Here is an 18,952-nt window from a genome sequence, read left to right as displayed (position 1 = left end):
CCTCCCGCCGGGAACGGCGCGAACGCCTCCGTTTCCGGCCGTTCGGCCGAGGATGCGGTGACCGACCGTGCCAGGCATACCTCCGCCCGGCGCGGGTAGAGGCGGGCATGAGCGAACGCGCAGACCTCTCGTCGATCCCCGCCCAGGAGCAGGAGTGGCCCGGCAGCCTCGCGGACCTGGACCCGCGACCCGACCACGGCGAGACCTCCTGGCAGGGACGGGGCCGGCTCACCGGGCGGCGCGCCCTGGTCACCGGCGGCGACTCCGGCATCGGCCGGGCCACCGCGATCGCCTTCGCGAAGGAGGGCGCGGACGTCGCCATCGCCCACCTTCCCCAGGAGCAGGCCGACGCCGACGACACCGTCGCGGCGATCCGGGCGGAGGGCCGGAAGGGCGTGTCCTTTGCCACCGACCTGCGGGAGCACCAGGCCAACGTCGAGCTCGCCGACCACGCGGTGTCGGCCCTGGGCGGCCTCGACGTGCTGGTCTGCAACGCCGCGTTCCAGATGTCCCACGACGAGCTGCGCGAGTTCCCGCCCGACCAGGTGCGGCGGACGTTCGAGACCAACGTGTTCTCGACCTTCTGGCTGGTGCACGAGCTGGCGCCGCAGCTGGCCGACGGCGGCAGCATCGTGGTGACGACCTCCGTGCAGGCCTACCAGCCCAGCTCCCACCTCGTGGACTACGCCGCCACCAAGGCAGCCCTGACGAACATGGTCGTCAACCTGGCCCAGGAGCTCGGCACCCAGGGCACCCGCGTCAACGCGGTCGCTCCCGGGCCGATCTGGACGCCCCTCATCCCCGCGACGATGTCCGCGGACAAGGTCGAGGGCTTCGGGTCGGACGTGCCGCTGGGCCGCGCCGGGCACCCGGTGGAGGTGGCCGCGGCCTACGTCTTCCTGGCCTCGGACGAGGCGAGCTACGTGTCCGGGACCGTCCTCGGCGTCACCGGCGGCAAGCCGGTCTTCTGACCCCGGGCCCTTCGGCCCTGTCCCGGGGCGCCACCACCCCGCACGGTGGACCCAGGACGACACCGACGCGTCCGGGTGCGAAGGAGCTGAGAGCCCGATGATGTACGACGACCGCGGCTGGGGTTGGGGCTGGTGGATGATGGGCGGCGGCCTGCTGCTGCTCCTGCTGGTGCTCGTGGCCGCCGTGGTGGCCATCGTGGTGGCCGCACGCCCGCCGCGGGAGACGCACCTGACGACCGGCACCCCGCCGGTGCAGGGTCAGGGACCCAGCCCGTCCGACGAGGCCCTGCGCGAGCTCGACCTGCGGTTCGCCCGCGGCGAGGTGGACGAGGACGGGTACCGGCGCACCCGCGAGCTGCTCACCCACCCGCCGGCCGGCTGACCGCGCCCCAAGGCGTCGCCGGCCCCTGACCGGCGACGACAAGGCCCCGGCCGCCACTGGCGACCGGGGCTGCGTCGTCCGCCCCCCGGCGGACGCGCCGGGGTCGACGTCGGGACCATCGGCGTACGAGCCATCGGCTGCCCGCGGCTCGCGTCCGCAGCGGGACGGGTTCGGCTGCTCGGGACTCTCGTCCGCAGCGGGGGGTGGCTTTGGCTGCCCGCGGCTCTCGTCCGCAGCGGGGGGTGGCTTCGGCTGCGGGTCGGTGGGATGTTGCTCTCGTCGCGGCCACTCGCCGGCGACGAGCGACCGCCCGGGGGTGCCGATGAGCAGTGGAGACCAGCCGGTGACCGTGGCGCCCGGCGTTCCGGGGCGTGCTGCCGGCCGCCGCCGCGCGGGCGCCGCGAGGACGCCGACGCGGCTCACGCCGGAGGAGCGGGAGGCGCGAGGCCGGGCCGCACGCAGGGATGCGCCCCGCAGCAGCCACGGCCGGTGGGAGCCGGCGGCCGGGCGGCCGGACCCCGTCGCCCTGCTCGAGGCCCAGGACGCGACCCGGATCCCCGAGCTGGTGCCGTTGCGATACGGCCGGATGCTGGTCTCCCCGTTCACCTTCTACCGTGGCGCGGCGCTGCTCATGGCATCCGACCTGGACCGCACCCCGCGGTCCGGTCTGCGGGCGCAGATCTGCGGTGACGCCCACCTGTCGAACTTCGGCGTGTTCGCCTCACCCGAGCGCCAGGTGATGTTCGACATCAACGACTTCGACGAGACCCTGCCCGGACCCTCGGAGTGGGACGTCAAGAGACTCGGCGCGAGCTTCGAGGTCGCCGGACGGGACCGCGGCTTCACCCCCCAGGACCGCAAGGCCGTCGTCGCCGCCGGCGTGGCCGAGTACCGCACCCGGATGCGGCAGATGGCCGCCGCCCGCAACCTCGACGTCTGGTACGCCCACATCGAGATCACCCGGCTCTTCGAGGAGCTCTCCACCGTCACCACCAGGAAGCAGCGCGCCAGGGCCGCGGCCAACGTGGCCAAGGCCCGGACGCGCGACAGCCTCCAGGCGTTCAGCAAGCTCACCCACGAGGTCGACGGCCAGCGCCGCATCGTCTCCGACCCGCCGCTGGTCGTCCCCATCGAGGAGCTCGCCCCCGCGGATGCCGAGCGCCACGACCTCGACGAGGAGCTGCGAGCGCTGATCCGCTCCTACCGCCGCACCCTGGAGACCGACCGCCGCGAGCTCCTCGACAGCTTCGACTACGTCCACGCGGCCCGGAAGGTGGTCGGTGTCGGCAGCGTCGGCACCCGCGCGTGGATCCTGCTCCTGCTCGGACGAGACGGCCGGGACCCGCTGTTCCTCCAGGCCAAGGAGGCGCAGGAGTCGGTGCTCGAGCGGTTCGTCGGCAGGAGCAGGTACCCCAACCACGGCCAGCGCGTCGTGGCGGGCCAGCGGCTCATGCAGGCGGTGAGCGACATCTTCCTCGGCTGGCAGCGGGTCACCGGGCTCGACGGAAAGGACCACGACTTCTACGTACGGCAGCTGCGCGACTGGAAGGGCTCGGCCGACGTCGACGCGATGACCCCGAGCCTGATGACGGCCTACGCGCGTGCGTGCGGTGCCGCCCTGGCGCGGGCCCACGCACGCTCCGGCGACCGCATCGCCATCGCGGCCTACCTCGGCGCGGGCGACTCCTTCGACCGCGCCATCGCGGCCTTCGCCGTCGCCTACGCCGACCAGAACGAGCGCGACCACGCAGCCCTGGTCGCCGCCGTCGACTCCGGACGGGTCGCTGTCGAGCTGGGCCGCTGACGGCGAACCCACCGCTGGGGGGCACACCCACCAGGACCGGCCTGGAGGCGGACAGCACAAGGCCCCGACCGCGTCTCCGCCTGTCGGGGCCCGTCCTACTGTCTCAACACAGTGCGCGCCCGAAGGGATTCGAACCCCTAACCTTCTGATCCGTAGTCAGATGCTCTATCCGTTGAGCTACGGGCGCAGATGTCGCCCCGGCGGATCCTGGTGTCCGTACGCGGAGCAACGACGGGAAAGACTACCGGGTCCCTCGCCCCGCACGAAATCGGGGTCCAGCCGCCCTCGGCACGGCGCGGGGGTCGGCAGACGAATCTGCACGCACCGCAGGCGAATTCGGCTCGGTTCTTGCAAGGTCTGCAAGAACCGGGCAGCCCTCCCCAAACTCCCCGGCGGTTGTGAGGCTTTTCACGAGCGCTGCCGTGCATCTGTGGTACCGACCCCCTCCGCCGTGGGCGTACCTTGGCCGGATCAGCAGCGTTCACCATGTGGACATCACCCGATGTCGCGTGGACGCACCACCGCACGAACCGCGGCGAGGGATCTGCGGGACGAAAGGGACGGCCGATCACATGACGACCGAGGCGACTCAGACCGATCAGCGCGCAGGGGGGACGACGCACGCCAGGCTGCAGGCGTGGGTCGACGAGGTGGCCGCGCTGACCACCCCCGACTCCATCGAGTGGGTCACCGGCTCCGACGCCGAGTGGGCCCGCCTCACCGACAAGCTCGTCGAGGCCGGCACCTTCGTGCGCCTGGACGAGTCCAAGAAGCCGAACAGCTTCTACGCCGCGTCCGACCCGATCGACGTCGCCCGGGTCGAGGACCGCACCTTCATCTGCTCCCGCGAGGAGAAGGACTCCGGCCCCACCAACAACTGGATGGACCCGGAGGAGATGAAGGACCTCATGCGGGGCCTGTACAAGGGCAGCATGAAGGGCCGGACGATGTACGTCATCCCCTTCGTCATGGGTCACCTCAACGCCGAGAACCCGATGTTCGGCGTCGAGATCACCGACTCGGAGTACGTCGTGGTGTCGATGCGGGTCATGGCCCGCTGCGGCGTCAACGTGCTGCGCCGCATCGAGGAGCTGGGCGAGGACGCCCGCTACGTCCCCGCGCTGCACTCCCTCGGCGCCCCGCTCGAGCCCGGGCAGGCCGACGTGCCGTGGCCGTGCAACGACGAGAAGTACATCGTCCAGTTCCCCGAGGAGCGGATGATCTGGTCCTACGGATCCGGCTACGGCGGCAACGCCCTGCTGGGCAAGAAGTGCTACTCGCTGCGGATCGCCTCGGTCATGGCGCGCGACGAGGGCTGGCTCGCCGAGCACATGCTCATCCTCAAGCTGATCTCCCCCGAGCAGCAGGTCTACTACGTCGCGGCGGCCTTCCCGTCCGCCTGCGGCAAGACCAACCTCGCGATGCTCGCCCCCACCATCCCCGGGTGGAAGGTCGAGACCCTCGGCGACGACATCGCCTGGATGCGCTTCGGCGAGGACGGCCGGCTGTATGCCGTGAACCCCGAGTTCGGGTTCTTCGGCGTCGCCCCGGGCACCAACGAGCACACCAACCCCAACGCGATGAAGACCATCAACAAGGGCAACTCGGTCTTCACCAACGTCGCGCTGACCGACGACGGCGACGTGTGGTGGGAGGGCCTGGAGAACACCCCGGCCCACGCCACGAGCTGGAAGAAGCAGGACTGGACGCCGGACTCCGAGGAGCTCTCGTCCCACCCGAACAGCCGGTACTGCACCCCGATCGAGCAGTGCGACATCCTCGCCGAGGAGTACTACGACCCCAAGGGCGTGCCGATCTCGGCGATCTTCTTCGGCGGCCGCCGCAAGACGACCGTGCCGCTGGTGACCGAGTCCCGGGACTGGGTGCACGGCACCTTCATGGGCGCGACCCTCTCCTCGGAGACCACCGCCGCCGCCACCGGCCAGGTCGGCGTCGTGCGCCGCGACCCGATGGCGATGCTGCCGTTCATCGGCTACAACGCCGGTGACTACTTCCAGCACTGGATCAACCTCGGCAAGGACGCCGACGCGGCCAAGCTGCCGAAGATCTTCTACGTCAACTGGTTCCGCCGCGACGACGAGGGCAACTTCCTGTGGCCCGGGTTCGGCGAGAACAGCCGCGTGCTCAAGTGGGCGATCGAGCGGATCGAGGGCAAGGCCGCTGCGGTCGAGACCCCGATCGGCCACGTCCCGACCCCCGAGTCGCTCGACACCGACGGCCTGGACATGACCGACGCCGAGCTCGAGCAGGCGCTCGCGGTCGACGCCGAGGAGTGGAAGGCCGAGATCCCGCAGATCGAGGAGTGGTTCGCCAAGTTCGGCGAGACCCTGCCGACCCAGCTGCAGGTCGAGCTCGACGGCCTCAAGGCCCGCCTGGGGCTCTGACAACCCTCGAGGGGCCGGAACCGAGTCGGTTCCGGGCCCCTCGGCGTTTGCGGCGGCACCCGGCATACTCGCGCCATGGCTTCCAGCGGCGTGGTGTTCCCCGAGGTCGACGGCCGGCGCAGCACCTCGGCGCTGGGGCGCGGCGTCGTCGCCGACGCGCTGCGGGAGGTCGACCCGGTGGGCGCGGCCGCGGCCGAGCGCGAGACGAACTGGCGCCAGGACTACCTCACCCACTTCCGCCGGCTGGTCGAGGCCGGGCTGCTGCGGGACGGCGAGGCCGCGGTCGACATCGCCCGCGCCGGGCTCGAGTCCCTGCACGCCCGCATGCGCGCGACCGGCCCGGGTGGCGAGGTGGCGCTGGACGCGGTGTTCGACCAGCCGGTCGACGTGCCGTTCGAGACCGCCACCGTGCGCGGCACCCAGGCTCCCGCGCGTGAGCTCACCCTGCCCCTGCACGGCAGGCGTATCGGCGGCGACGAGCTGCGCCGCCAGCTCGACGACTGGCTATGGCGCGGGATCATGGAGCCGTCCGCCACCGAGGCCGTCCACGAGGTGCTGGCCAACCCGGACTGGCTCGACCTGTCCGACCTGCGGCTGGTGGTCCTCGGCGCGGGCGCGGAGATGGGCCCCCTGCGCAGCGTCCTGTCGTGGGGCGGCGACGTCGTCGCGGTCGACCTCCCGCGGCCGGACCTGTGGCGGCGGGTGCTCGAGGTGGCGGGCCAGTCGGCCGGCACGCTGCACCTGCCGGTCGCGACGGGGACGGCGTGGTCGGCCGGCGACCTGCACGAGCACGCCGGCGCGGACCTCCTGCACTCGCTGCCGGCGGTCGCACAGTGGCTGCAGGGCGTGGAGGGACGCCTGGTGCTCGGCAACTACGTGTATGCCGACGGCGCCACGAACGTGCGCGTCTCCACCGCGGTCGACGCGCTCACCCAGGAGCTGGTCCGGCACCGGGCCGACACGGCGCTGGCCTTCCTCGCCACGCCGACCGACGTCTTCGCAGTGCCGCGCGACGCGGTCGAGCACTCGACCCGCGCCTACCGCGAGCCGTCGCGCGGCATGCGGCTCGTGCGGCCCGCGGTGCGGGCGGCGAGCGCCGGGCGGCTCCTGCGCCGCAACTACGCCCCCGGCTCGGACCCGGGGGTCAACGACAGCTTCATCCCGCAGCAGGGCCCCAACTACGCGCTGGCGAAGCGGCTCCAGCGCTGGCGCGCGACGACGGCCCGGCGCGACGGGCTCACGGTGTCGCTCAACGTCGCCCCGCCGACCCGCACGCGCTCGGTGGTCAAGAACAGGGCACTGGCCAGCGCGTACGCCGGGGCGCACCGGTTCGGCATCGAGGTGTTCGAGCCCGCCACGAGCAACACGCTCATGGCCGCCCTCCTCGTGCACGACCTGCGCACCGCCCCGACACCGCCGCAGGCGCCGTGGCGGGAGGAGGCCCAGGGCGCCGTGCACGGCGGACTGTGGCGCACGCCGTACGACCCGCGCAGCGCGCTCGGCCTCGCGGTCGTGCTGGGCCTCGGCGGCGCCCGCGGCTGACCCGGCTAGCGGCGCTGCGACGCCAGCGGCCGCACCCCGCCGCAGACGGGGAACGTGCTGAGGTCCTTCGCGGGACCCGTGCCGGGGACGACGCGGGGCGCCACTCGGCCGTGGTGCACGCGCAGCAGGCCCACCCGGGCCAGCAGGGCGGTCACGACGTCCTCGCAGGCGCGCCCTGGTCGTCGTCGTCCCGCGGGCCACCGGGGAACCCCTGCTGGGTGCCCTGCTGGCCGGGGAGCTGCCCCTGCTGGCCGGGGAGGGTCCCCTGCTGGCCGAAGCCGCCCTGCCCCTGCTGGGTCAGGCCACCCTGGCCGGCGCCCGTCCCCTGCTGGGTCCCCGTGCCCTGCTGGCCGAAGCCGCCCTGTCCCTGCTGGCCGAAGCCGCCGCGACCACCCGGGCCGAACTGGCCGTTCTGGAAGCCGCGGCCGTCCTGGACCGAGCTGCCGGCGGGGAGCATCGCCGCGGCCGCCACCCCGCCCATCGAGGAGATCCCGATGGCGAGCGCGGCGGCGATGGCCGTCTTGCGCCCCGACCACGTGGGCGGGTTGAGGGCAGGAGCGGTGGTCGCGGCCGCTCCCGGGATGGGCGCGGCCGCCGCCTCCGGGGCCGTCCCGTCGGGAGCGACGGGCGGCACGGTGGGTGACTGCGTCCCCGCCGCCCCGGCCTGCGCCGTGGCCGCCGCGCCGGGTAGCGCGGTGGGTGGCGCGGTGGGCCCGGGAGCCGGCTCGCCGGCATACGGCATGGTGCAGGTGGTGGCCCACGGCACCGGGGCGGTGTCGTCGGGAGCCGGTGTGCGCTGGGTCATCGGTGCCTCCACGAGGTAGTCGGTGCTCGCAGCGTCGGGCGCCGTGCTGTGCCCGTGCTGTGACGGGGGTGTCGGGGTGCTGAGTCCTGGGCACAGAGGCCTCACAGGATCCGCACAGGCTCCACCGCGCGACCTCACATGGTTCGGGTGTTTCCTAGGGGCCATGAACACGCAGCAGCAGACGAACCCGCGCCTCCAGCGCCTCGACGGCTCACCGGTGCGGGTCCTCGTCGTCGACGACGAGAGCAACCTCACCGAGCTGCTCTCGATGGCGCTGCGGTACGAGGGGTGGGAGGTGCGCACCGCCGCCAACGGCCAGCAGGCCGTGCGGGTCGCGCGCGAGTTCCAGCCCGACGCGGTCGCCCTCGACATGATGCTGCCCGACTTCGACGGCCTCGAGGTGCTGCGCCGGATGCGCGGCGACAACGCCAACATCCCTGTCCTGTTCCTCACCGCCAAGGACGCGGTGGAGGACCGGGTCGCGGGGCTGACCGCCGGCGGCGACGACTACGTCACCAAGCCGTTCAGCCTCGAGGAGGTCGTCGCCCGGCTGCGCGCCCTCATGCGCCGCACCGCCGTCGTCGCGGACGAGTCGTCCTCGATGCTCGTCGTCGGCGACCTCACCATGGACGAGGACAGCCACGAGGTCACCCGTGGCGGCGAGCAGGTCCAGCTCACCGCCACCGAGTTCGAGCTGCTGCGCTACCTCATGCGCAACCCCAAGCGGGTGCTGTCCAAGGCGCAGATCCTCGACCGCGTCTGGAACTACGACTTCGGCGGCCAGGCGAACGTCGTCGAGCTCTACATCTCCTACCTGCGCAAGAAGATCGACGCCGGTCGCGAGCCCATGATCCACACCATGCGCGGCGTCGGGTACGTCCTCAAGCCCACGTCATGAGCCCTGTTGCTGCCGTGGGCTTGGCCCGCGAGCGGATCCGCCCCTCGACCTGGTCGCTGAGCACCAAGCTCGTCGCGACCGTCGTCGGCCTCTTCCTCGTCGTCACGCTGGCGACGTCCGCGCTGACCGTGCTGCTGCTGCGCGGCTACCTCGAGGGCCGGCTCGACCAGGACCTGCGCTCCAGCGTGGTGCGCCTCGGCGGGGGCCCCGACGACGGCGACGGCGACAACCACGGGCGTCCGCCCGGCGCGCCGCCCGGCGGGGGCGGCCGGTTCCTGACCCTGACCATGTCGGGCGGGACCGTCACCGGCAGCCGCGTCGTCACCGGCGACACCTACGGCACCCTCACCGACGCCCAGGTCCGCCAGATCGACGGCGCCGGCATCGGCACGTCCCCGCAGACCCTCAACGTGACCGGCCTCGGCGAGTACCGCCTCATCTCCCGCCGGACCCCCACCGGCACCACCGTGATCACCGGGCTGCCCATGTCCGGGGTCACCGAGACGGTCAGCCAGGTCGTCACGCTCGTCGCGGCCGGCACCATCATCGGCTTCGTCGTGGTGTCCACCGGCGGGCTGTGGCTCGTGCGGCGCAACCTCGCCCCGCTGCAGCGAGTCGCCCACACCGCGACGAGCGTCTCGCACCTCAAGCTCGACTCCGGCGACGTCGCCCTCGCGCAGCGCGTGCCCGACGCCGACACCGACCCGCGCACGGAGGTCGGCCAGGTCGGGCTCGCCCTCAACAGCATGCTCGACAACGTCGAGGGCGCCCTGCAGGCGCGGCACGAGAGCGAGCAGAGGGTGCGGCAGTTCGTCGCCGATGCCTCGCACGAGCTGAGGACCCCGCTCGCCTCCATCCGCGGGTATGCCGAGCTGTCCCGTCGCGAGCGCGAGCCGGTGCCCGCGTCGGTGAGCCACGCGCTGGCGCGCGTGGAGTCCGAGGCGCTGCGGATGCAGGGCCTCGTCGAGGACCTGCTGCTGCTCGCCCGGCTCGACGCCGGACGCCCGCTGGAGCGCAAGCCGGTGGACCTGTCGCTGCTGGCCATGGACGCCGTGAGCGACGCGCACGCGGCGGCCCCGGACCACCGGTGGGAGCTCGACCTGCCCGACGAGCCCATCGAGGTGAGCGGCGACCAGGCGCGGCTGCACCAGGTCGTGGCGAACCTGCTCGCCAACGCCAGGACGCACACCCCGGCCGGCACCAAGGTCGTGACGTCGGTGCAGCCCGACGACTCGTGGGTGCGGATCAGCGTCGCCGACGACGGCCCCGGCATCCCGGAGTCGCTGCAGCGGCACGTGTTCCAGCGCTTCACCCGGGGTGACGACTCCCGCAACCGCGCCGCCGGCTCGACGGGCCTTGGCCTGTCGATCGTCGACGCCGTGGCGAAGTCGCACGGCGGCCGGGTCGAGCTCGCCAGCCGCCCGGGCGAGACCCGGTTCTCGGTGCTCCTGCCGGCCGGCTGAGTCCGCACGCCCGTCGACCGGGTGGGGCTGTGCCGCGGCGGGGACGGCGCCGGCCTACTCGGGGACCCAGGCGATCAGCTGGTCGAACACCTCGACGTTGCCGTCGATCGGCATCTGCTCGACGCTCCTGCGGCCGTACATGAAGAGGACGACGTCGGAGGCCGTGGCGTGGGCCGAGACGTCCGCAGGCTCCGGCGGCCCGCCCTGTCCGGCCGGTGCGGCCAGTCGCTCGGCGCGGGCACCGTCGCCGGACAGGTGCAGCCGCCACGCGCGCCCCTCGGTCACGACGTAGTCGACGGTCGCCGCGGCGTGCGGCCACGCGCTCGTCGTCGCGTTGCAGGTCGCCAGGAACTCCTCGACCCCGTCGAGCGCCACGTCGGCGGGCAGCGACGCCGCGCCGTGGACGGTGAGCTCGGCGTCGTACGTGTGGACCGCCACCTCCTGCAGCTGGTGGCGGGCCACGGCCCCGCAGGTGCTCGGGGACTGCGAGTCGCCCCACCAGGTCCAGCACCCGCGGTCGGGGCCGGCCTCGGCGAGGGCGTCGAGCAGCAGCCGGGTCGACTCCGCCAGCCACTCCACGAGGGCCGCGCGGTCCCGCGGCGCCGGCGTGGGGTCGGCAGGGGCCGCCTTGCCGGTCGCGTCCGGGCCGGCTGCCACGGTCGCGGCCCACGCCCGCCGGCCGGTCCCGATGTGCTCGGCCAGGTCGAGCAGCGTCCACTCCGGGCACGTGGGCACCTGGGCGCCGAGGTCGGGCGCGGCCTCGACCGCGGCACGGAACGCCGCGGACCGCTCGTCGACCAGCCGCAGCAGGTCGTCGAAGTCGAGGTCCCGCGAGGAGAGGTCGGCGGAGGGCAGGTCGTTGCGCACGGTGCTGTCTACCAGCCCGGCACCCCTGCGGCCCAGCGGATTTCGGCAGCCGGCACTCATCCGGGCACCTCAGGGATGCCACAGCAACCGCACAGTGCCGGCCCCGACCGTGGAGCCATGGACACCATGACCCTCCACCGCACCGCGGACGCGGGAGCCTCCTCCGTGCTGCCGCCCACGACAGCCCGGGCCGGCGCGCCCGGCACGCCCTCGAGGATCCGCCGGCTGTGGCGGGGTCCCCAGGCCGACCCGACGTGGGCCCGGCCCGCCCTGCTCGGCCTGCTCCTGGCGACGGCCCTGTTCTACCTCTACGGCCTGACGGCGAACGGCTACGCGAACTCGTTCTACTCCGCGGCCGTCCAGGCCGGCAGCGAGAGCTGGAAGGCGTTCTTCTACGGCTCCTCCGATGCCGGCAACTCGATCACCGTCGACAAGCCGCCGGCCGCCCTGTGGGTGATGGCCCTGTCCGTGCGGCTGCTCGGCCTCAGCTCGTTCAGCATCCTGCTCCCCGAGGTCCTGATGGGCGTGGCCACCGTCGGCGTCGTGTACGCCACGGTGAAGCGCTACTGGGGCGCTGCGGCGGGCCTGCTCTCCGGCACGGTGATGGCCCTGACGCCGGTGGCCGTACTGATGTTCCGGTTCAACAACCCGGATGCCCTCCTCGTGCTGCTCATGGCGCTCGGTGCCTGGGCGACGCTGCGGTCGATCGAGCGCGGCTCGGCGCGGTGGTTCGTCCTCGTCGGCGTCCTCATCGGCCTGGGCTTCCTGACCAAGGCGCTGCAGGTGCTGCTCGTCGTCCCGGCGTTCGGCCTGGCCTACCTCCTGTTCGCAGACACCACCCTGCGGCGACGCATCACCGGCTCCCTCGCCGGGACCGCCGCCATGGTGCTGTCGGCCGGCTGGTGGGTCGCGATCGTCCAGCTCGTCCCTGCCAGCATGCGGCCCTACATCGGCGGCTCGCAGGACAACTCGTTCCTGTCGGTCACCTTCGGCTACAACGGCCTGGGCCGGATCAGCGGCAACGAGACCGGCTCGGTCGGCGGTGGGAACGGGTGGGGCGCCACCGGCATCACGCGGATGTTCTCCAGCTCCATCGGCGGGCAGATCTCGTGGCTCATCCCCTCCGCGCTCGTCCTGCTCGGCGTCGGCCTGTGGCTGCGCGGCCGGGCCCCGCGCACGGACCTGCGCCGCGCGGCCTACGTCGTGTGGGGCGGCTGGCTGCTCGTGACGGCAGTGACCTTCTCCTTCATGGCGGGCATCTTCCACGAGTACTACACGGTGGCCCTGGCGCCCGCCGTCGCCGCCCTCGTCGGCATGGGTGCGGCCGAGGCCTGGGAGCACCGGCGCCGACCGGTCGGGTCGGTGACCCTCGCCGTCGCCACTGCTGCCGCTGCCACGTGGTCCTTCATCCTGCTCTCGCGCACCGACTGGTCCAGCGTGCTGCGGGTGGGCGTCCTGGCGCTCGGGATGGCGAGCGCGTTCCTGCTCCTGGCCATCACCCAGCTGCACCGCCGGGCGGTGCCCCTGGTCGTGGCCGGGGCGATCGTCGCTGCGCTCGCCGGCCCCGCGGCATACAGCATCGACACGGTGCGCACGGCGCACACCGGCTCCATCGTGACCGCCGGCCCGAGCACGGGCCGCGGTGGTCCCGGAGGGGGCGGGCCCGGCGGCAACGGCGGCCCGCCGCAGGGCCTCGGCGGCCCCGCCGGCACGCAGGGCGGTACCACCCAGGGCGGCACGACGACCCAGGGGACCGTCCCCCGCGGCACGACGGGCGGCACCACCGGCCAGGCACGTGGTGGCATGGGCGGCCTGCTCGACGCCTCGACGCCGTCGACCGAGGTCGTGGCGGCCCTGTCAGCGAACGCCTCGTCCTACCGCTGGGTGGCCGCGGCCATCGGGTCGCAGAACGCGGCCGGCCTGCAGCTCGGCACGGGTCTACCGGTCATGGCCATCGGCGGCTTCAACGGCAGCGACCCCTCGCCCACCCTGGCGCAGTTCCAGCAGTACGTCGCCTCGGGGCAGATCCACTACTTCCTCGCAAGCAGCGGCGGCATGGGCGGCGGGCCCGGCGGGATGGGTGGCTCGGGCACCGGGTCGCAGATCTCCCAGTGGGTGCAGGCCAACTACACGCAGGTGAGCATCGGCGGCCAGACCTTCTACGACCTGACCCAGCCGCTGACCTCCACCGGTGGCACGGCGTCGACCACCACCCAGGCGTCGTGATGACCGGCCAGGAGCCGGCGGCCCCCGTCCTCGACGTGGTCGTGCCGGTCCACAACGAGCAGCACACGGTGGGCGCGTGCGTCCGGCGGCTGCACGCGCACCTCGTGCAGACCTTCCCGTACCCCTTCCGGATCACGGTGGCGGACAACGCCAGCACCGACGGCACCGCCGAGGTGGCCCGGGGACTGGTCGCCGGGCTGCCCGGGGTGGCGCTGGTCGAGCTGGAGCAGAAGGGCCGCGGACGGGCGCTCAAGCAGGTGTGGCTGGCGTCGGACGCGCCGATCCTGGCGTACATGGACGTCGACCTGTCGACCGACCTCGACGCCCTCTGGCCGCTGGTCGCACCGTTGATGTCGGGGCACTCCGACCTCGCCATCGGCTCGCGGCTGGCGCGGGGGGCCCGGGTGGTCCGCGGGGTGAAGCGCGAGGTCATCTCGCGCTGCTACAACCTGGTGCTGAGGGGTGCGCTCGGCGCACGGTTCTCCGACGCGCAGTGCGGCTTCAAGGCGATCCGCGCGGACGTCGCGGCCGAGCTACTGCCGATGGTGCAGGACCCGACGTGGTTCTTCGACACCGAGCTGCTCGTGCTCGCGGAGCGGTCGGGTCTGCGGATCCACGAGGTGCCGGTCGACTGGTACGACGACCCGGACTCGCGGGTCGACGTCGTGGCCACGGCACTGGACGACCTGCGGGGCGTCCGGCGCGTCCGGCGCGACCTGCGGCGGGGCGTCCTCCCCGTCGCGGACGTGGCCCGGCGGATGGGTCGGTTCCCCGTGGCTGGGCCGGCGGGCGCGGTCGGCGGTGGCGGTGCGGGCGACGGTGGCAGTGCGGACGACGGGACGGGCGCGGCCGGCACGGCCGTGGGCGGGCCGCTCGGCGCGGCCGTGGGCGGGACGTGGCAGCAGGCGCGGCGGTTCGCCGCCGTCGGGTTGCTGTGCACCGTCCTGCACCTGGGCCTGTTCGCGGCGCTGGTCCACCCCGTCGGCTCGACGCAGACGGCCAACCTGGTGGCGCTGCTGCTCGCGACGCTCGTCAACACCGGCCTCAACCGGCGCTGGACGTTCGGCGTGCAGGGTCCCGGCCGGCTGCGCCACCAGGCCCAGGGGCTGGTGGTCTTCGGGCTCACCTGGGCGATGACGGCGGGCGCGCTGGGCCTGCTCCACCTCGTGGACGCGCAACCGTCCACCACCGTCGCCACGGCGGTGCTGGGGGTGGCGACCGGCCTGTCGACGCTGGTGCGGTTCGTGGCGATGCGGTCGTGGATGTTCCGGCCCGCGGGAATCACGGCCCCTCCCGGGGAGGCCCTTCCCAGCCCGGGCGCGGCCGAGGCCCTCGGCACGAGGACCACCGCGCCGGCACTGCGTCACTGATCCGGATGCGGATCAGTGACGCAGCACCCGCACACCTGCTCCCACTGCCGGACGCGTCCCAGTCCCATCTGGCGGAGGCGGGAGACGCGGCCGGGGACGGACGAGCCCCACGCAGGTGCCGACGTCACCCGGCGGAGGCGGAGGGACGCCGTCGCTCGCCCTCCCCTGGGTCTCCGCCGCCCGCGACGTCACCTCGGAGGCGGAGGGACGCCGTCGCGGGCGGACGGGTTCGTTCCTCACCCGGCCGCCCGCTCCTCCCAAATCCCGCGCGTTCGAAAACGCGAAGATGGCCCCGACGAAAAGCGTGTCGGGGCCATCTTCGCGTTGGCGGAGGCGGAGGGATTTGAACCCTCGATGGGCGATTAACCCAAACCGCATTAGCAGTGCGGCGCCATAGACCGGACTAGGCGACGCCTCCACGCCCGGGTGCGGACACCCGAGCCCGCACAGGGTATCCGGCCCGCCCGCGGCGGGGCAAAGCGGCCCCACCGGTGGCGGTGGGACGCCTCAGCTGCAGATGTCCTGGTTCGCCGTCCGTGCCTTGATCGTCTCCGTCGACGAGCTCGGCGGGGTGGCCGTGATGGTCTGCTTGGGCAGCGGCTGGGTGCCCAGGCGGTTGGGGACCTCGACCGCCTTGGGGGCGCCGAGCCCCATGCTCAGCTCGAGCGTCGAGCCCAGCAGGGAGTCGGCCCGGATCTGCGCGCCCGGGTAGGCCGCCGCGACCGTGCGGGCGGCCTCCTTCATCCCGGGCCCGTAGCGGACGACCACGCCGCGGGTCGGCGTGCCCGAGCCGGAGACGTAGGTGTCGACGTGGAAGCCCTGGACGCTCAGCTCCGCGGCCGCCTGCTTCGCCAGGCCGGGCACCCCGGAGTCGTTGGTGACGCGCAGGTGGATGTCGCCCGGGCTCACCGTCAGGGCCGGCTGGGTCGTCGGGGACGCCGTGGCCGACGTCGTGCCCGACGGCACCTTGGTGCCCGGCAGCGGCTTGTCGTCGCGCATCGCGGTCCAGATGGTCTCCGCCGCAGGGGTCCACTGCACCCGGTTCGGGTCTGCCGGGTAGGTCTCGGTCGGCAGTTTGACGAACCGGATCTGGTCGGTGCCGATCCGCGCCAGGCTCTGCGCGATGTCCTTCATCTCGCCGACGTCGAGACCCGTGTCGGTGGTCATCGACTGGGTGGCCGCGTCGAGGAACCGGAACAGCTTGTCCGGGCGCAGCAGCAGCGAGGACTTGGTCGCCTCCTGGACGACCGAGGACATGAACGCCTGCTGCCGGTCGATGCGGCCGAGGTCCGAGCCGTCGCCGAGGGTCTTGCGCACGCGCACGTACCCCAGCGCCTGGGTGCCGTTGACCCGGCTCCGACCCGCCTTCAGGGTGAGGTGGCTGTCCTTGTCGTTGATCGGCACCGGGGTGCAGACGGTGACCCCACCGAGGGCGTCGACCATCTTCTTGAAGCCGCGGAAGTCAATGACGACGAAGTGGTCGATGTAGATGTCGGTCAGGCCCTCGAACGTGCGGATCGTGCACGCAGGGCCACCCAGGGTGAAGTTCGAGTTCCACTGACGGATGACGCCGTCGGCGACCTTGTCGCGGGGGTTCTTGCAGTCGCGCGGCGCCTTGGTCATCGAGTCACGCGGGATCGACACGACGATGGCGGACTTGCGGTCGGCGGACAGGTGGACGACCAGGTTGGTGTCCGAGCGCGCGCCGTAGATGCCGTACTCGGTCTGCTGCTTGCCCAGCGTCGTGCCCTGGCGGCTGTCCGAGCCCATCACGAAGATGTTGAGCGGCTTCAAGTTCGTCTGGGCGTCGGTCGTCGCCTGCTGCTTGGGCCGGTCGCCGAGCGCCTTGGTGATGTCGACGCGCTGGATGTTCCCGTTGAGCTTGACGTATGCCGCGATGCCCAGGACCAGCGCGGCGACCGTCAGCGCGGCGACCGCGAAGAGGCCGCGGCGCACCCAGGGGTGGCGGTGGTCCTGGCGGACCCGGTCGGACCGGCGGGTGACCGCCGGGGCCTGCTCCGTGCCGCCCTCCGAGGCACCGTGATCTCCGACGGCGGGCTGGTCGCCCGAGGCGGAGCCGTGGGTGGGCTCGCTCACATGCACCTCTCTGGTCAGGACAAGCCGCCCTCGGGGGCGGCTGAGGCGACCGATCGCCTCCGGGAGTCTAAGGGCGCAACCTGAGAACCTTCTCGGGATGCTCCCGCCACCTCAGACGCCGTAGCGGACGGGCCGGTTGGCCGCGGGGGACATATGGGTGCAGTTCGCCCCACGGCGGTGGGGTTTGATGGGCCCATGGACAGACGAGGGGTCGTCGGGGCAGTGGCAGCGGTGGCCGTGGTGGCGGCCGGCGGCGCCGGGGTCTGGTGGTGGCGGCACGACCAGGCCGAGCAGGAGGCGGACCGGGCCGCCCGCGCCGAGGTCACGGCATACGCCTCGGGGTGGTCCCAGCGCTCCTTCGCCAAGACGGGCACGGACTTCACCTCGCCCACGGCGACGGTGCAGGCGGACTTCACGCGCGCCACGTCGGGGCTCGGCTCCGGCCCGGTCACGGTCGCTCCGGGGGCAGTCCGCCGCACGGGCGACCGGGCGACCTCGACCCTGCGCGTCACGTGGACGCTGCCGGGCGGCGTGCCGTGGAGCTACGACGTCCCGGTGACGGTGGCGAAGCGGGACGGCGGGTCCTGGGCGGTCAGCCTGCCCACCGGCTCCTCGCCGTGGCACCCGACGCTGAAGAAGTCCGACCGGCTCATCGCCTCCCGGACCTGGGGCACCCGCGGCGACCTGCTGGACCGGTCGGGCACCGCGCTCATGCCGCTCGGCAAGGTCTACCCGGTGCAGCTCGACCCGGGCCGCGCGACCGCCGAGACGGCCAGGGCGCTGGAGAAGATCGTCGACGAGCCGTCCGGCAGCCTCGTGGCGAAGCTGGCCGCGGCCCAGAAGGCGGGGTCGAAGGCGCCCATCCCCGTCATCACCTACCGGCAGTCGGACTTCGACGCGCGGCGGGACAAGCTCGACGCGCTCAAGGGCGTCGTCTACCCGGCCCGGGAGCAGCCGCTCGGGCGGACGCGCACCTTCGGCCAGCCGCTGCTCGGCTCGTTCGGGCCCGTGAGTGCCGAGAAGGTCGCCGCGGGCAAGGGCCGCTACACCGCCGGCGACTACGCCGGCACCAGCGGGCTACAGGGCCAGTACGACGCCACGCTCGGCGGCACCCCCGGCGTCACGGTCACCTCCAGCGGCGCGCCGGACACCCCGCTGTTCCAGAAGGCCGCGGTCGACGGCAAGGACGTGAAGACCACGCTCGACCCGACGGTGCAGGCGGCAGCCGAGAAGGCGCTGACCGGCACCAAGGACGTGCCCTCGGCACTGGTGGCGGTCGACGTCAAGACCGGTGACGTGCTCGCCTCCGCGAACTCGCCCGAGCTCGGCCTCGACCGGGCGATCACGGGTCGCTACCCGCCGGGGTCCTCGTTCAAGGTCGCGACGACCTACGCCCTGCTCACCGGGAAGAAGGTCACGCCGGGCACCACCGTCACCTGCCCGAAGACCTTCGTCGTCGACGGCCGGTCGTACAAGAACTTCGAGGGCGAGGAGCTCGGCACCCCGAACTTCGCCGACGACTTCGCGCACTCGTGCAACACGGCATTCGTGCAGCTCTCCTCCCGGCTGGGCGACGGCGACATGGCCGCGGCCGGCAAGGCGCTCGGCATCGGCGCCGGCTGGGCGAAGACGCTCGGCGTGGCGGGTGCCTTCGACGGCAGCATCCCGACGAACAACGGCAAGACCGACAAGGCGTCCGCGTCCATCGGGCAGGGGCGCAACCTGGTCTCCCCGCTGGCCCTGGCTGTCATGGCCGGCAGCGTGGCGCGCGGCGCCTACGTCCCGCCGGCCCTGGTGACCGACCCCGACCCCGCGGGTGCGGACCGCTCGCCGCAGCAGCTCGACGCCGGCGTCGTGGACCAGCTCCGCACCCTCATGGGCCGGGTGGTCAGCGACGGGACGGCGACGGTGCTGCGCGGCACGCCCGGCGGCACGGTCCGCGGCAAGACGGGCACCGCGGAGTTCGGCACCGAGAACCCGCCGAGGACGCACGCGTGGTTCATCGGCTACCAGGGCGACCTCGCGTTCGCCGTCCTCGTCGAGGAGGGACGCAGCGGCGGCGCGGTCGCGGCCCCGGTCGCCAAGGCGTTCCTCACCGACCTCGCGTCGCGGCAGTAGCCCG

14 protein-coding genes and 2 tRNA genes are annotated in these 18,952 nt (G+C 73.2%); 10 read left to right on the top strand and 6 right to left on the bottom strand.

The annotated features are described in order from the left end of the window. Positions 1 to 107 precede the first annotated feature (107 nt). From RKE38_RS09440 to RKE38_RS09430, 3 genes are all read left to right on the top strand, one after another. A complete protein-coding gene (locus RKE38_RS09440) occupies positions 108 to 971 on the top strand; it encodes an SDR family oxidoreductase (RefSeq protein ID WP_316007173.1) in 864 nt (287 codons plus the stop codon). A gap of 97 nt (positions 972 to 1,068) precedes the next feature. After that, the gene (locus RKE38_RS09435) at positions 1,069 to 1,353 is read left to right on the top strand and encodes an SHOCT domain-containing protein (RefSeq protein ID WP_316007172.1); all 285 of its coding nucleotides are present in this window, start codon (positions 1,069 to 1,071) and stop codon (positions 1,351 to 1,353) included. A gap of 322 nt (positions 1,354 to 1,675) precedes the next feature. Continuing rightward, a complete protein-coding gene (locus tag RKE38_RS09430; protein ID WP_316007171.1) occupies positions 1,676 to 3,157 on the top strand; it encodes a DUF2252 domain-containing protein in 1,482 nt (493 codons plus the stop codon). A gap of 114 nt (positions 3,158 to 3,271) precedes the next feature. Here the strand turns inward: RKE38_RS09430 and RKE38_RS09425 are convergent. Further along, positions 3,272 to 3,344, bottom strand: a tRNA-Arg gene (locus RKE38_RS09425). A 385-nt stretch (positions 3,345 to 3,729) separates the two neighbouring features. On the opposite strand from RKE38_RS09425, the gene RKE38_RS09420 reads away from it, so the two are divergent. Then, a complete protein-coding gene (locus tag RKE38_RS09420) occupies positions 3,730 to 5,562 on the top strand; it encodes a phosphoenolpyruvate carboxykinase (GTP) (RefSeq protein WP_316007170.1) in 1,833 nt (610 codons plus the stop codon). Between the two features lie 75 nt (positions 5,563 to 5,637). After that, the gene (locus RKE38_RS09415) at positions 5,638 to 7,104 is read left to right on the top strand and encodes a hypothetical protein (protein ID WP_316007169.1); all 1,467 of its coding nucleotides are present in this window, start codon (positions 5,638 to 5,640) and stop codon (positions 7,102 to 7,104) included. A gap of 5 nt (positions 7,105 to 7,109) precedes the next feature. Here RKE38_RS09415 and RKE38_RS09410 read toward each other — a convergent pair whose 3' ends face one another. Next, on the bottom strand, positions 7,110 to 7,259 hold the full coding sequence (locus RKE38_RS09410) for a hypothetical protein (RefSeq protein WP_316007168.1): 150 nt from the start codon (positions 7,257 to 7,259) through the stop codon (positions 7,110 to 7,112). Further along, positions 7,256 to 7,909 carry a hypothetical protein gene (locus RKE38_RS09405; protein WP_316007167.1) on the bottom strand — a complete coding sequence of 218 codons (654 nt, stop codon included), beginning with the start codon at positions 7,907 to 7,909 and terminating at the stop codon, positions 7,256 to 7,258. Before RKE38_RS09405 ends, RKE38_RS09410 begins: the two co-directional genes overlap by 4 nt. Positions 7,910 to 8,072: 163 nt before the next feature. On the opposite strand from RKE38_RS09405, the gene RKE38_RS09400 reads away from it, so the two are divergent. Continuing rightward, on the top strand, positions 8,073 to 8,807 hold the full coding sequence (locus RKE38_RS09400; protein ID WP_316007166.1) for a response regulator transcription factor: 735 nt from the start codon (positions 8,073 to 8,075) through the stop codon (positions 8,805 to 8,807). Continuing rightward, positions 8,804 to 10,270, top strand: a complete 1,467-nt coding sequence (locus RKE38_RS09395; protein ID WP_316007165.1) for a HAMP domain-containing sensor histidine kinase — start codon at positions 8,804 to 8,806, stop codon at positions 10,268 to 10,270. The genes RKE38_RS09400 and RKE38_RS09395 overlap by 4 nt, the downstream gene beginning before the upstream one ends. A gap of 54 nt (positions 10,271 to 10,324) precedes the next feature. Here RKE38_RS09395 and RKE38_RS09390 read toward each other — a convergent pair whose 3' ends face one another. Continuing rightward, entirely contained in the window at positions 10,325 to 11,137 is an 813-nt protein-coding gene (locus RKE38_RS09390) for a maleylpyruvate isomerase family mycothiol-dependent enzyme (RefSeq protein ID WP_316007164.1), read from the bottom strand. Between the two features lie 117 nt (positions 11,138 to 11,254). On the opposite strand from RKE38_RS09390, the gene RKE38_RS09385 reads away from it, so the two are divergent. Both RKE38_RS09385 and RKE38_RS09380 read left to right on the top strand, forming a co-directional pair. After that, the gene (locus RKE38_RS09385) at positions 11,255 to 13,363 is read left to right on the top strand and encodes a glycosyltransferase family 39 protein (protein ID WP_316007163.1); all 2,109 of its coding nucleotides are present in this window, start codon (positions 11,255 to 11,257) and stop codon (positions 13,361 to 13,363) included. Continuing rightward, positions 13,363 to 14,733: a bifunctional glycosyltransferase family 2/GtrA family protein gene (locus RKE38_RS09380; protein ID WP_316007625.1), complete on the top strand. Its 1,371-nt coding sequence runs from the start codon at positions 13,363 to 13,365 to the stop codon at positions 14,731 to 14,733. The genes RKE38_RS09385 and RKE38_RS09380 overlap by 1 nt, the downstream gene beginning before the upstream one ends. Before the next feature lie 325 nt (positions 14,734 to 15,058). Here RKE38_RS09380 and RKE38_RS09375 read toward each other — a convergent pair. Together RKE38_RS09375 and RKE38_RS09370 are read right to left on the bottom strand one after the other, a co-directional pair. Continuing rightward, positions 15,059 to 15,151: transfer RNA gene (locus RKE38_RS09375), tRNA-Ser, on the bottom strand. An 89-nt stretch (positions 15,152 to 15,240) separates the two neighbouring features. After that, entirely contained in the window at positions 15,241 to 16,830 is a 1,590-nt protein-coding gene (locus RKE38_RS09370; protein WP_316007162.1) for an LCP family protein, read from the bottom strand. A gap of 195 nt (positions 16,831 to 17,025) precedes the next feature. Here RKE38_RS09370 and RKE38_RS09365 point away from each other — a divergent pair, with 195 nt between their 5' ends. Then, on the top strand, positions 17,026 to 18,948 hold the full coding sequence (locus RKE38_RS09365; RefSeq protein WP_316007161.1) for a penicillin-binding transpeptidase domain-containing protein: 1,923 nt from the start codon (positions 17,026 to 17,028) through the stop codon (positions 18,946 to 18,948). Positions 18,949 to 18,952 lie beyond the last annotated feature (4 nt).

The sequence above is a fragment of the Phycicoccus sp. M110.8 genome (assembly GCF_032464895.1).
In the GTDB taxonomy this organism is placed as follows: Bacteria; Actinomycetota; Actinomycetes; order Actinomycetales; family Dermatophilaceae; genus Pedococcus.
Note: the sequence above shows the minus strand (reverse complement) of the source record. Positions and strands in the feature narration are given on the sequence as shown.